The sequence below is a fragment of the Bordetella ansorpii genome (genome assembly GCF_900078315.1).
Classification (GTDB): Bacteria; Pseudomonadota; Gammaproteobacteria; order Burkholderiales; family Burkholderiaceae_B; genus Bordetella; species Bordetella ansorpii.
On sequence record NZ_FKBS01000025.1, the window covers coordinates 863,732 to 876,487 of the forward strand.

Sequence of the window (12,756 nt, forward strand, 5' to 3'; positions counted from 1 at the left end):
AACACGCCGCCAGCAGGTTCGCATCCGCCTCCCGCATCGCCCCCCGATTCCACCACCGAGCCCACCCGCTCACGCCGTGACCTGCTGATGGCCATGGCAGGCGTGGCGGCCACGGTGGTGTTGGTGGCCTTCGACTCCACCATCGTCAGCACCACGCTGCCCCGCGTGGCCGCCGCGCTCAACGGCATGGCGCTGTACGCATGGGTAGGCACGGGCTACCTGCTGGCCACCGCGGTCTCCATCCTCATCTTCGGCCGCCTGGGCGACATGTATGGCCGCAAGCCGCTGATGCTGGCGTCGGTCATCATGGTGTCGCTGGGCTCCATCGCCTGCGGGCTGGCGCAGACCATGCCGCAATTGATCGCCTTCAGATCCCTGCAGGGCATCGCGGGCGGCATGATGATCGCCACGGCCTTCGCCGCGCCGGCCGATCTTTTCCCCGACGCCAAGCAACGCGTGCGCTGGATGGCGCTGGTATCGGCCGCCTTCGCCATGGCCAGCGGCATCGGCCCGGTGCTGGGCGGGGCCGCCACCCAGGCGCTGGGCTGGCGCGCCGCCTTCTTCATCTCGCCGATCGCCGGGGCGGTGGCGCTGTTCCTGCTGGCGCGCTATTTCCCGACGATCCGGCCCCGCGCGGCCGCCGGCGAAACCCGGCGCATCGACTGGCTGGGCAGCGTGCTGCTGGTCGTGGCGGTGGGCGCACCGCTGGCCGCGATGGAAATCGCGTTCGCCCCCGGCGACACGGCGAATCCCGGCCTGGGACTGGGCCTGGCGCTGGCCGGCATCGCGGCCGCCGTGGTGCTGGTGCCCTACGAAAAGCGGTTTCCTTCCCCCATCTTTCCGCTGCGCGTGCTCAGCGGCCGCGAGCAGCAGTTGCTGAATCTCTGTTCGGTGGCCGTGGGCGCCGTGATGTTCACGCTCATCTTCTTCAGTCCGCTGCTGCTACAGCACGAGCTGAACTACACGCCCAGCCAGGCGGGCCTGCTGCTGACGCCGCTGGTGGCCGCCATCTCGGTGGGCAGCCTGATCAACGGCCGGTTGTTTCCCCGGCAATCCGAGCCCCAACGCCTGATGGTGTTCGGCAACTGCCTGCTGGCCGCGGGCGCGGCCATGGTGCTGGTCATCGGCGCCGGCACGCCGGCCTGGTGGATCCTGGCGGCCTTCTTCGTCAACGGCACCGCGCTGGGCTTCCTGCTGCCCAACCTGACGCTGTTCATGCAGATGCTGAGCGAACGGCGCGACGTCGGCGTGGCCTCGGCGCTGGTGCAGACCACGCGCGCCGTGGGCAGCGCGGCGGGCACGGCGCTGGTCGGCATCGCCATCTCGCACACCTCGGTGCTGGACGGCGTGCGCGCCGGCCTGGCGATGTGTATCGTGCTGTCGCTGGCCGGCGCCGCGCTGGCGCACCGCATCAAGATGAAAAATGTCATCACCCGATAGGCCTCGCCCACATTCACCATGACCCGACGCGACGGTTTCGATCTTCTCTTCCTGGCCGCCGTCTGGGGCGGCTCTTTCCTGTTCATCCGCATCGCGGTGCCGGAATTCGGGCCGGCCGCGTTGATGGAACTGCGGGTGGGCCTGGCGGCGCTGTTCCTGCTGCCGCTGGCTGCCTTGCGCGGCAAGCTGCCCAGCATCATCGCGCGCTGGCCCGCGGTATTGGGCGTGGGCATCTTCAACGCGGCCATTCCCTTCCTGCTGTACGCCTATGCGGCCAAGTCGCTGGGCGCGGGCTTCCTGTCGGTGGCCAACGCCAGCACGCCCGTGTGGGGCGCCGTGATCGGCTGGCTGTGGCTCAAGGACGGTCTGCCGGCGCGCCGGCAATTGGGCCTGGCCGTCGCCATGGCCGGCATCGTGGTGCTGGTCTGGGACAAGCTGGAGTTCCATGCCGGCGGCACCGGCCCGGCCGTGCTGGCCGCGGTGTGCGCGCCGCTGTTCTACGGCGTGGCGGCCAATGCCACCAAGCGCTATCTGGCCGGCGTGGACGCGCTGGCCAACGCCACCGGCAGCATGACCGCCGCCGCGCTGGTGCTGATGCCGCTGGCCATCTGGAACTGGCCGCCGCAGCCTGTCTCGTTCGCCGCCTGGCAGGCGGTCATCCTGCTGGCCGTGGTGTGCACGGGCATCGCCTACATCACGTTCTTCCGCCTGATCGCCAACGTGGGCCCCACGGCCGCGGTCAGCGTCACCTTCCTGGTGCCCGTGTTCGGCGTGCTGTGGGGGGTGTGGTTCCTGGACGAGGCGCTGACCTCGCGCATCCTGTCGGGCGCCGGCATCATCCTGGCGGGCACGGCGCTGGCGCTGGGGCTGACGGACCGGCTGTGGGTACAAAAGCCGGGCCGCTGATCGCGCCAGCCCCCGGCAACCGCCAAAGCCAATCCGTGCCATCCATCAGGCGCCCGGCATTCAGCCGGGCGGCGATACGCCGAAACGTTGCGCCAGCTGGTCGCAATGCCGCGCCAGGATGGCGGCGTCCACCCCGACCGCGGTAAACAGGCTGCCCGCGGCCATATAGCGCCGCGCCAGGGCCTCGTCGGTCGTCAGCACGCCTGGCGCCTTGCCCGCCGCCCGTATGCGGGTGATCGCATCCTCGACCCGGGCAATCACCTTGGGGTGCCCCGGCTCGCCCGGATGGCCCAGGCTGGCGGCCAGATCCGCGGGACCGATGAAGACGCCATCCACGCCATCGACAGCGGCGATGGCCTCCAGACTCTCCAACGCCTCGCCCGTTTCCGCCTGCACCAGCAGGCAGAGCTCTTCTTCGCAACGCCGCATGTAGTCTGGCACCCGGCCGTAGCGGGTGGCCCGCATGGTTCCACCCACGCCGCGCATGCCGCGCGGCGCATACCGAATGCCCGCCACCGCATTCGTGGCCTCTTCGGCGTTCTGGACATAAGGCAGCAGAAGCGTCAGCGCGCCGATATCGAGATACTGCTTGATCTGCACCTTGTCATTCCACGACGGCCGGACCACCGGATGCGCGTCATACGCGGCGGCAGCCTGCAATTGCGCCATGACCGTCGGCAGCACGACCGGCGTGTGCTCCGTGTCCAGCAACAACCAGTCGAAACCGCTGGCCGCGACCAGTTCGGTGCTGGACGGATGACCCAGCGTCACCCACAGGCCAAGCTGGTGCCGCTGCGCGTGCAGGGCCCGCTTGAAGGCGTTGAGCGGAAGTTTCATGGACAGCCTCAGGAGAAATGCACGGAAATGCTGCCCAGCGGGCCGTAATCGGCATGCAGCGTATCCCCCGCCTCAACGGCCACCATGCGTGTGAAGGAACCCGCCAGCACCACATGGCCTGCCTGCAGGCCGGTGTCGTGTTCGGCCAGCTTGTTCGCCAGCCAGGCCACGCCCAGGGCGGGATGCCCCAATACCGCGGCCGACACGCCCGACTCCTCGATCACGCCGTTCTTCAGCAGCAACGCCCCGACCCAGCGCAGGTCGATGTCCATCGGCTTGACGGGCCGGCCGCCCAGGACGATGCCGGCGCAAGCGGCGTTGTCGGCGATGTTGTCCACGATGCGCCGCGGATACTTGCTGCGGCCGTCGAGCAGTTCCAGCGCGGGGACCACGTAATCGGTCGCGGCCAGCACGTCGAACAACGTCACGTCCGGGCCGCGCAAGGGCTTGCCCAGCACGAAGGCCAGCTCCACTTCGACGCGCGGAACGATCATCCGCTGCGTCGAAATCGTGTCGCCGTCCTGGTGGAACATCGTATCCAGCAGATGGCCGTAGTCGGGCTCGTCGATGTTGACGGAGCGCTGCATGGTCCTGGAGGTCAGTCCGATCTTGTGCCCGCGCAGGCGCGCGCCTGCGGCCAACTTCTGGTCGATGATGCGCTTCTGGATGTCATAGGCATCCGCGATCTCGATGCCGGGAAAGGCCTCGTCCAGTTGCGTGGTGGGCTGGCAGGTGCGCTCGGCCTCGATCAGCAATTGCGCCGCGCGCGCGCGGTCGTCATCGTTGAGCATGACGGCTCCTCAAGTGGGCTGGGCCGATTCGTCGGCCACTGAGTTGGTCAACACGCCAATGCCCGAGACCTCGACCTCGACCACGTCGCCGGGCACGAGAAAGCGGGGCGGCGTGAAACGCACGCCCGCACCGATTGGCGTGCCGGTCGAGATCACGTCACCCGGCCGCAGCGTGGTCCAGATCGAGATGTAGCGGATCAGCTCGGCGAACGGAAACATGAGGTTGTCGGTGCTGTCCTGCTGGCGCAGCTCACCGTTGACACGCGTCGAGACCGTGAGAGGCGCAGCCGGATCGAACTCGTCCGCGGTGACCATCCAGGGGCCCATCGAGCCACTGGCGTCGAAGTTCTTGCCCTGGGTCACATTGAACTTGCCGTGCCGCAGCCAGTCGCGGATCGTGCCCTCGTTCAGGCAGGTAAGGCCGGCCACATGGCTCCAGGCATCGGCCGCGGCAATCCGGCGGCCAGGCTTGCCGATGATCAATGCGATCTCGCCTTCGTAGTCCAGTTGATCGGACTCGGGTGGGCGCAGCAGGGGCTGCCCATGGCCGACGAACGAGCCGGGGAACCGCGGGAACACGCTGGGATAGGCCGGCGGCGCACTGCCGTCCCGGTACTCCTCGTTGCGCTTGCCGTAGTTCACCCCGACACAGATGATCTTCTCGGGCGCCAGGATGGGCGGCAAAAGGCGGACGTCATCCAGCGCCAGCGTGGCGGGCAGCGAGCCGGCCAGACGCTCCAGTTCAACCGTCGTGGTGCGCGACAGGGCATCGCGCAAGTCGGCATAGCCCTGGCGGCTCAGGTCGACGATGCCTGTCCGAGGGTCCATCAATGCGCCGAAGCCGACGCGGCCGGCATGTTCGAACGAAAGCAGTTTCATGCGTCGAATCCAAAGAGGGTGGCCGGATTGTCGACCAGGATTTTCTGAAGCGTGGCGGTGTCGCCCGCATAGCGCGCCAGTTGGTCCACCAGTTGGCCCTCATCGGGAGTGGGCTTGGCCGACACCGGATGCGGCCAGTCGCTGCCCCACACGACCCGGTCGGGATTGGCGGCGATCAGCGCCTGCGCCAGCGGCAGGACGTCATCCCAGGGATGCCCCGTCTTGGACAGTTTTTCCGTCAGGGACAGCATCACCCAGAAATTACCTCGCGCCAGCAGCGCCAGCAGCGCCTGACGTGTGGGGTCGGCCTCGCCCGCCGCGGGATCGGCACGTCCCATGTGATCGATCAGTACGGGAATGTCCAGGCGCTCGAACTGGCGCAGCTGCGCCATCATGCCGTCCGGCTCGGGCTGGAACTTCGCGTACCAGCCCAGCTCGCGGATACGCGCGATGGCACGATCGAAGTCGGCCTGCTGCATGCTGATGCCCAATCCCTGCCGCGTGAAGCGCGCGCCTCGCACGCCGGCATCATGCAGCCGGGCGATGTAGGCATCGTCGCATTCGGTCAGCGCCACGGCGTTGGCGCAGCCACGGTAATCCGGCCCCGCGGCGGCCAGGCCATCCAGCACGACCTGATGGTCCGCGCCATACGTCGTCGCCTGCACGATGACGCCCCGCTCGATACCCAGCAGACGATGCAGGCGCAGCGCGACCTCGATCGTGGCGCTGGGCATCTCGTAGGCGGCGCCGGCACGCACGGGGTAGCGGTCGGCGGGACCGAATACGTGAAACTGGCTGTCGCAGGCGCGGGCGGGCAGCCGGGTCGCAGGCGTGGTCGGATTGGGTTGGAAAGCGTGGTACTGCGGCATGGTTCCTTCTCCTCAATCCAGCACGGCAATGAAGTCGCATTCGATCAGCTTGTCGCCATCCAGGTCCGCGCGCATGGTGTGGCGCGCGGGCCGGCTCTGCGGATCGGGAAAGACGCGCAGCCACACGGCGTTGAGCGCCGCGCGCTGACCGCGGTCGCGCATCCAGACCGTCATCTTGGCGATCCGGTCCAGCGATCCACCGCCGGCCTCGACGATCCGCCGCACGTGGTCGAACATCAGTTCGCACTGTCGCTCCAGTGTGTCGCCGTAGGCGCCGTCGGCGGGATCCGTACCCTGGATACTGCCGGAATACAGCATCGCTCCTACCCGGCAGGCCGCCGGAATGGGGTTCTTGTGGCTGAAGCCTTCGGCATAGATGCTGCGTCGTGTCATGTCGTCGATCCAGATGGCGCGTGTTCAGTTGGCCGTGATGCCGGCACGCTTGATGATGGGAGTCCAGCGCGCGTCTTCCGCCGCCAGATAGCGGGCGAATGCGTCGGGCGAGCTGCCGCGCGCCTCGGCGCCGAGTTCCTGGAAGCGCTTGACGATGTCGGGCTGCGCCAGGATCTGGCCCAGCGCCTTGCTCAGCTTCGCCAGGATGTCGGCGGGCGTGTCCTTGGGCGCCAGCAACCCGGTGAACGTGGAGGCCTCCATGTTCGGCACCCCCGCCTCGGCAAACGTGGGCACGTCGGGCATCAGCGGCACGCGCTGGGACGTGGTCACGGCCAACGCACGCAAGCGCCCTTCCTTGACGAAGGGCAGCGCCACCGAGACCTGATCGAAATTGAAATCCACCTGGCCGCCCAGCAGATCGGTGGTGGCCGGCGCATTGCCCTTGTATTGCGCAGTGGTCCAACGGGCGCCGGTCTGCGCCTGCAGCATCTCGCTGACGAGATGATTGGTCGTGCCCGCGCCAGGCGACGCCATGTTCAGTTTGCCGGGCTCCTGCTTGGCCAGCGCGATCAGTTCGGCGACGCTCTTGGCGGGCAGCCCGGGGCGCACCTGCAACACCAGCGGCGTATACGAGATCGAACTGATGGGCGCGAAGTCGCGATCCCATTGGTAGGCATCGCGCTTGAAGATCAACGGCGAATACAGCAAGGGGCCGTTGGCAGCCATGAACAGGGTGTAGCCATCCGGGTCGGCGCGTGCGACAGCCTCGCCCGCGATCATTCCGCCGGCGCCGGGCTTGTTCTCGACGATGAAGGGTTGGCCCAGCGCGGCCTGCAGACCCGGAGCGATCAATCGCGCCGCGACGTCCACGTTGCCGCCGGGCGGGTAAGGCACGACGATGCGGACGGGCTTGTCGGGCCATGCGGCCTGCGCAACCAGGGTGAAAGTGCCCAGCGCCATGGCGGCGCAGGCCTGCATGAAAATGCGGCGAGTCATCGGCTGTCTCCTATGCCTGTTCGTCGGACTGTTGTTGTGCCTCCACTCTAGAAATCCGCCGCCGCAGCGACAACGCAAAATTCGAATAAAAGTCCAGATACTGAACCTATTCCCATGTTGCCCATCTTGAATGGATCAAGCGCTGTCTTTAAGCACCTGTTTTTTCGGGAAAATACTCAAGGCAGCAAAAGCCTCGAAAACATAGAGTCCAACATACGGACTTGCATGGGAGACAACATGCGCATCTCCGCCAGTAACCTGGACCCCGAGCAGACCTACAAGCTCATGAGCGGCATCGTGGTGCCGCGCCCGATCGCCTGGATCAGCAGCCTGAACGCCGAGGGCGTCGTCAACCTGGCCCCCTTCAGTTGCTATACCTTCGTGTCGAACACGCCGCCCATGATCGGCGTGAACATCGGCCGCAAGGCGGGCCAGCGCAAGGACACGGCGAACAACATCCTCGAACGCCGGCACTTCGTGGTGAACATCGGCGACGAGACCCTGCTGGACGCCCTGCATGCCAGCGCGGAAGAACATCCACCGCATGTCAGCGAGGCGGACCTGCTGGGCCTGGGCGTCTTGCCGGGCGAGGCCATCGAGACGCCGCGCCTGGCCGACGCCCCCATCAGCCTAGAATGCCGCTTGCACAGCGTCACGCCATTCGGCGACACGGGGGCAGAGTTCTACGTGGCCGAAGTGCTGCTGTTCCATATCCGCGATGCACTGATCCACGCGGGCAAGATCGACACGCGCGAACTGCGTCCGGTCTGCCGTATCGGCGGACCGAACTACGCGACGCTGGGGGCCATCGTCACCAAACAGGCCATCCGGCAGACGCCGAAATCCCTGATGCCCGAACATCGCGAATGAACGCGCCGCCCGCCGAAGACACGCCGGCCGGCGCACAAACCGTACGGCGTGCGTTCGCCATCATGCGGCTGGTGGCATGCGGCAAGGAGCATGGTGTCCGGCTGGTCGACCTGGTGCGTTTCTCCGGACTGAACCGTCCCACCGTGCATCGCCTGCTCAAGACCCTGGTCCAGGAAGGCGCGGTCGAACAGGACCCCGGCACGCGCCGGTACCTGATCGGCCCGGAGATCAACCTGCTCGGGTTCGCGCGCCCGCGGCGCTTCCCATTGCTGGCGGTGGCCGATCCCTATCTCGGCGACCTGGCGGACCAGGTGGGGGATACGGTGTTCCTCAGTATCCGCCACGGTGCGGATTCGATCTGCATCGGCCGGCACACAGGACGCCATCCCATCCAGGTCCTGTCCATCGAGGTCGGCGTGCGGCGTCCGCTGGGCGCGGGCGTCTCCGGCGAAATCCTGTTGGCCAGCATGCCCGAGGCGCAAAGCCTGGCGCTGATAGAACAGAATGCCGCACGGCTGGCGGCATTGGGAGAAAGCACCGGGCACGTGCGCGAGCGCGTTGCGTTGGCGCGTTCGCGCGGCATGGCCTACAAGCAGGCAGGCATCATGCCGGGGACCAGCGCGGTATCCATCTCGATACCGGGCAAGGATGGCGCGGCGTTGGGCACCGTCACGGTCACCGCCATGGCGGACCGGCTGGGGCCCGAACGCCTGCATCATGTGATCGAGCGCATGCGCGTGGCGGCCGAGGCGATCTCGTCGCGGCACGCCCAACTGGCCAGCGACACGGACCGGCGGCCGGCCTGACCGCCGTCAGTACGGGCCCGCTAGTACTGCCCCGACTTTCCGGTCAGCGCCACGCCCAGGCGCAACATCGCGTAGCTCATCGCATCGACGGCGCGCCGTATCCAGCCGCGCTTCAGGTACTCCTGCGGCACCACCAGGCGGCTGCCGGTCTCGATGGCGTATTCCAGCCGCTGCTGCAGCTCGGCCGCGAACGGAGGATCGTCCATCACCACGTTGGCCTCGCGCGCCAGCAGCAGGCTGAAGGGATCCAGGTTGGACGAACCCACGCTGGCGATCTGATCGATCACCGCCACCTTGGCGTGCAGGTAGCCCGGCATGTACTCGTAGATCTCGATGCCGCCCGCCAGCAACTGGTCGTACAGCGCACGCGTGGCGTAGTACTGCATGCGGTATTCGGGCTTGCCTTGCAGCAGCATGCGCACACGCACGCCTCGCGCCGCGGCCTGCAGCAGGGCTTTACGGAACAGCCGTCCCGGAAAAAAATACGCGTTGGCGATCAGAATCTGGTCGCGCGCATGGCGGATGCCGTACAGGTACGCGTGCTCGAAGGTCTGGCGAAAGCGCACGTTGTCGCGCAGCACCAGCGCGGCGCGTTGCGTGCCAGCGGGCGGGGCGTCGACGTGCACGGGCTTGATCAGGCGCATGTGGCGCCACTCGCGCGGATGGCGGCGCAGCCGGGCCCAGTTCAACCTCACCCACATCAGTTCCTGCGCGTAGACGATGTCCGACACCAGCGGGCCGCACACCTCGACGGCGAAGTCGAACCGCGGCGCGCCCGCATCCTCGCTGGGCTCCACGTCGTCGAAATCGTCGACGATATTGATGCCGCCCACGAAGGCGCATTCGCCGTCGATCACCGCCGTCTTGCGGTGCAGGCGCCGCAGCCGCGCCCGCGAGAACGCCAGCTTGCCGAACCAGCGCGGCTCGGGACGGAAGATGCGGCACTGCCCGCCCGCGGTCACGATGCGCGCCTGCACGCCCTGCGCGGTGTCGTTGCTGCCGAAGCCATCCAGCACCACGCGCACCTTCACGCCGCGATGCGCGGCCGCTTCCAGGCTTTCCAGCACGCGGCGTCCGGTGCGGTCAGGGATGAAGATGTAGGTTTCCAGGTGCACGCTGGTCTGCGCGCGGTCGATGGCGCCGCACAGCGCGGGAAAGAAATCCGCGCCGTTCTGCAACAGCCTGACGCTGTTTCCGTCGACCCAGGTCAGGCCGATGTTGGTGTTCTTCAAGGCAGTTCCAGCTCGGCCAGCAAGGGGGCATGATCGGACAGGCGCGACCATTGGCGGCCATGCAGCACGCGCGCGCTGCGCACGGCGAAGCCACGCTGGTAGATGCGGTCGAGGCGAAACCACGGAAACACCGCGGGAAAGGTGCGCGGCGGCGGCACCGGACAATAGGCGCCGCCCATGCCCAGTTGGTTGTTGCGCTCCATCATCCCCGGGTGTTGCGCCGTGCCGCGCAATACCTGGCTCAGGCGCCGCACCGAATCGCGCAGCTTGGGCAACTCTCCGCCATGCGAGCGGGGCGCATTCGAGAACACTTCGTACAGGCCCAGTTGCTGCACGAACAGCGGCGCCAGCTTGTCGCCCCAGTCGTTGAAATCGCCCGCGATGACGATGGGCTCGTGCGACTGCACCTGCGCCGCGATGCGCTCGGTCAGCGCCAGGATCTGGCGCGAGCGGCTGGCGGCGAACAGGCCCAGGTGCACCACGAAGCAGTGCACCTTGGTGCCGCCCACGTCGATGCGCGCGTGCAGCAGCCCGCGCTGCTCCATGCGGTGGTCGGAGATGTCCTGGTTTTCGAAATCGAGGATGGGAAAGCGCGACAGCAACGCGTTGCCGTGGTCGCTGCGATTGCGAATGGCGTTGCGGCCGTAGGCCACCTGCATGTGCAGCGCGGCCGCCAGCGACTGGTGCTGCTGGTCGATGACGGTGGCGGTTTCGTTGCGGCCCTGGACTTCCTGCAGGAAGACCAGGTCGGGCCGCAGGCCGTACAGTCCCAGCCGCAATTCGTTCAGCGACTCACGGCCACCCAGGGCCGAGCGGCCCTTGTGGATGTTATAGCTGACGACGCGCAACAGAGACATGGAAGACCGGCGCCCTTCTGAACCACGGGACGGCGGCCACCCCCGGGGCGGCCGCCGCGCGGCTTACTTCGCTTCGACGTTGCGCAGGCGGATGTGCAGCTCGCGCAGTTGCTTCTCGTCGACGGCGGACGGGGCCTGGGTCAGCAGGTCCTGGGCGCGTTGCGTCTTGGGGAAGGCGATGACGTCACGGATCGACTCGGCGCCGGCCATCATGGTGATGATGCGGTCCAGGCCGAAGGCGATGCCGCCGTGGGGCGGCGCGCCGTACTGCAGGGCGTCCAGCAGGAAGCCGAACTTCTCCTGGGCTTCCTCGGCGCCGATCTTCAGGGCGCGGAACACCTTGCTCTGGACTTCCTCGCGGTGGATACGGACCGAGCCGCCGCCGATTTCCCAGCCGTTGAGCACCATGTCGTAGGCCTTGGCGTACGCCTGGCCCGGATCGGTCTGCAGGAAGTCCTCGTGGCCATCCTTGGGGCTGGTGAAGGGGTGGTGGGCAGCGGTGTAGCGGCCTTCTTCCTCGTCGTATTCGAACATCGGGAAGTCGATGACCCACAGCGGCTTCCAGCCGGCCGTGAACAGACCGGTCTTCTTGCCGAATTCGCTGTGGCCGATCTTCACGCGCAGCGCGCCGATGGCGTCGTTGACGACCTTCTCGCGGTCGGCGCCGAAGAAGAGGATGTCGCCATCCTGCGCACCGGTGCGCTTGAGCAGCTCGGCGATCGCGGCGTCATGGATGTTCTTGACGATGGGCGATTGCAGGCCGTCACGGCCCTTGGCCGTTTCGTTGACCTTGATGTAGGCCAGGCCCTTGGCGCCGTAGATGCCCACGAATTGCGTGTAGGCATCGATTTCGCTGCGGGGCATGGCGGCGCCGCCCGGCACGCGCAGCGCGACGACGCGGCTGCCGGCGGTGGTCGCGGCCGAGGCGAACACCTTGAATTCCACATCGCCCATCACATCGGTGACGTCGGTGAATTCGAGGTTGACGCGCATGTCGGGCTTGTCCGAACCGTAGCGCTGCATGGCTTCGGTCCAGGTCATCTGCGGGAACGGCGCCGGCAGGTCGACGTTCTGCACGACCTTGAAGACGTGGCGGATCATGCCCTCGAAGATCTCGCGGATCTCGAATTCGTTCAGGAACGAGGTCTCGCAGTCGATCTGGGTGAATTCAGGCTGGCGGTCGGCGCGCAGGTCTTCGTCGCGGAAGCACTTGGTGATCTGGTAGTAGCGGTCGAAGCCCGAGACCATCAGCATCTGCTTGAACAGCTGCGGCGACTGCGGCAGCGCGAAGAAGTGGCCGGCGTTCACGCGCGAGGGCACCAGGTAGTCGCGCGCGCCTTCGGGCGTGCTCTTGGTGAGCATCGGCGTTTCGATGTCGACGAAGCCCAGCTCGTCCAGGAACTTGCGCACTTCGATCGACACGCGGTAGCGCAGCATCAGGTTGCGTTGCATCTGCGGACGGCGCAGGTCGAGCACGCGGTGCGTCAGGCGGGTGGTTTCGGACAGGTTGTCGTCGTCCAGCTGGAACGGCGGCGTGACCGACGCGTTCAGGATCTCGACTTCCTGGCACAGCACTTCGACTTCGCCCGAGGCCAGCTCGGCGTTGGCCGTACCGGCGGGACGCTCGCGCACCAGGCCGGTAATGCGGATGCAGAACTCGTTGCGCAGGCGTTCGGCGGTGCTGAAGGCTTCGGCATTGTCCGGATCGAACACGATCTGGGCCAGGCCGGCGCGGTCGCGCATGTCGATGAAGATGACCCCGCCGTGGTCGCGGCGGCGGTTCACCCAACCGTTCAGGGTGACGGTCTGGCCGAGATGGTCACGACAAACCTGGCCGGTGTAGCAGGTACGCATTGCGGGATGACTCCGTGTATGAACTT

The 12,756-nt window shown here is 67.1% G+C and carries 13 protein-coding genes; 4 read left to right on the forward strand and 9 right to left on the reverse strand.

Annotation, left to right across the window (positions count from 1 at the left end):
* Window positions 1-87 precede the first annotated feature (87 nt).
* Together A7W11_RS21590 and A7W11_RS21595 are read left to right on the forward strand one after the other, a co-directional pair.
* Complete coding sequence (locus tag A7W11_RS21590; protein ID WP_066418988.1) at window positions 88-1,440, forward strand: MFS transporter; 1,353 nt, start codon at window positions 88-90, stop codon at window positions 1,438-1,440.
* 18 nt (window positions 1,441-1,458) lie between these two features.
* Entirely contained in the window at window positions 1,459-2,346 is an 888-nt protein-coding gene (locus A7W11_RS21595; RefSeq protein WP_066418990.1) for a DMT family transporter, read from the forward strand.
* Between the two features lie 60 nt (window positions 2,347-2,406).
* On the opposite strand, the gene A7W11_RS21600 is transcribed toward A7W11_RS21595, so the two are convergent.
* From A7W11_RS21600 to A7W11_RS21625, 6 genes are read right to left on the reverse strand one after another with little or no spacing between them, the layout of a single operon-like run.
* Window positions 2,407-3,183 (reverse strand): aldolase/citrate lyase family protein, encoded by a 777-nt coding sequence (locus A7W11_RS21600; protein ID WP_066418991.1) that lies wholly within the window; start codon window positions 3,181-3,183, stop codon window positions 2,407-2,409.
* An 8-nt stretch (window positions 3,184-3,191) separates the two neighbouring features.
* Window positions 3,192-3,974 carry a 2-oxo-hept-4-ene-1,7-dioate hydratase gene (hpaH, locus tag A7W11_RS21605; protein WP_066418994.1) on the reverse strand — a complete coding sequence of 261 codons (783 nt, stop codon included), beginning with the start codon at window positions 3,972-3,974 and terminating at the stop codon, window positions 3,192-3,194.
* A gap of 9 nt (window positions 3,975-3,983) precedes the next feature.
* Window positions 3,984-4,853, reverse strand: a complete 870-nt coding sequence (locus A7W11_RS21610) for a fumarylacetoacetate hydrolase family protein (protein WP_066418997.1) — start codon at window positions 4,851-4,853, stop codon at window positions 3,984-3,986.
* Window positions 4,850-5,722 carry an amidohydrolase family protein gene (locus tag A7W11_RS21615; protein WP_066419000.1) on the reverse strand — a complete coding sequence of 291 codons (873 nt, stop codon included), beginning with the start codon at window positions 5,720-5,722 and terminating at the stop codon, window positions 4,850-4,852. Before A7W11_RS21615 ends, A7W11_RS21610 begins: the two co-directional genes overlap by 4 nt.
* 12 nt (window positions 5,723-5,734) lie before the next feature.
* A complete protein-coding gene (locus A7W11_RS21620) occupies window positions 5,735-6,115 on the reverse strand; it encodes a RidA family protein (RefSeq protein ID WP_066419006.1) in 381 nt (126 codons plus the stop codon).
* A 24-nt stretch (window positions 6,116-6,139) separates the two neighbouring features.
* On the reverse strand, window positions 6,140-7,111 hold the full coding sequence (locus tag A7W11_RS21625; RefSeq protein ID WP_066419008.1) for a Bug family tripartite tricarboxylate transporter substrate binding protein: 972 nt from the start codon (window positions 7,109-7,111) through the stop codon (window positions 6,140-6,142).
* A gap of 237 nt (window positions 7,112-7,348) precedes the next feature.
* Here A7W11_RS21625 and A7W11_RS21630 point away from each other — a divergent pair, with 237 nt between their 5' ends.
* Entirely contained in the window at window positions 7,349-7,981 is a 633-nt protein-coding gene (locus A7W11_RS21630; RefSeq protein ID WP_066419358.1) for a flavin reductase family protein, read from the forward strand.
* Window positions 7,978-8,787, forward strand: coding sequence for an IclR family transcriptional regulator (locus A7W11_RS21635; RefSeq protein ID WP_066419010.1), 810 nt, complete (start codon window positions 7,978-7,980; stop codon window positions 8,785-8,787). Before A7W11_RS21630 ends, A7W11_RS21635 begins: the two co-directional genes overlap by 4 nt.
* Window positions 8,788-8,807: 20 nt before the next feature.
* Here A7W11_RS21635 and clsB read toward each other — a convergent pair whose 3' ends face one another.
* The 3 genes from clsB to aspS all read right to left on the reverse strand — a co-directional run bounded on the left by clsB (window position 8,808) and on the right by aspS (window position 12,730).
* Window positions 8,808-10,019, reverse strand: coding sequence for a cardiolipin synthase ClsB (gene clsB, locus A7W11_RS21640; RefSeq protein ID WP_066419012.1), 1,212 nt, complete (start codon window positions 10,017-10,019; stop codon window positions 8,808-8,810).
* Window positions 10,016-10,876, reverse strand: a complete 861-nt coding sequence (locus A7W11_RS21645; RefSeq protein WP_066419014.1) for an endonuclease/exonuclease/phosphatase family protein — start codon at window positions 10,874-10,876, stop codon at window positions 10,016-10,018. Before A7W11_RS21645 ends, clsB begins: the two co-directional genes overlap by 4 nt.
* A gap of 63 nt (window positions 10,877-10,939) precedes the next feature.
* Entirely contained in the window at window positions 10,940-12,730 is a 1,791-nt protein-coding gene (aspS, locus tag A7W11_RS21650; RefSeq protein ID WP_066419017.1) for an aspartate--tRNA ligase, read from the reverse strand.
* Window positions 12,731-12,756 lie beyond the last annotated feature (26 nt).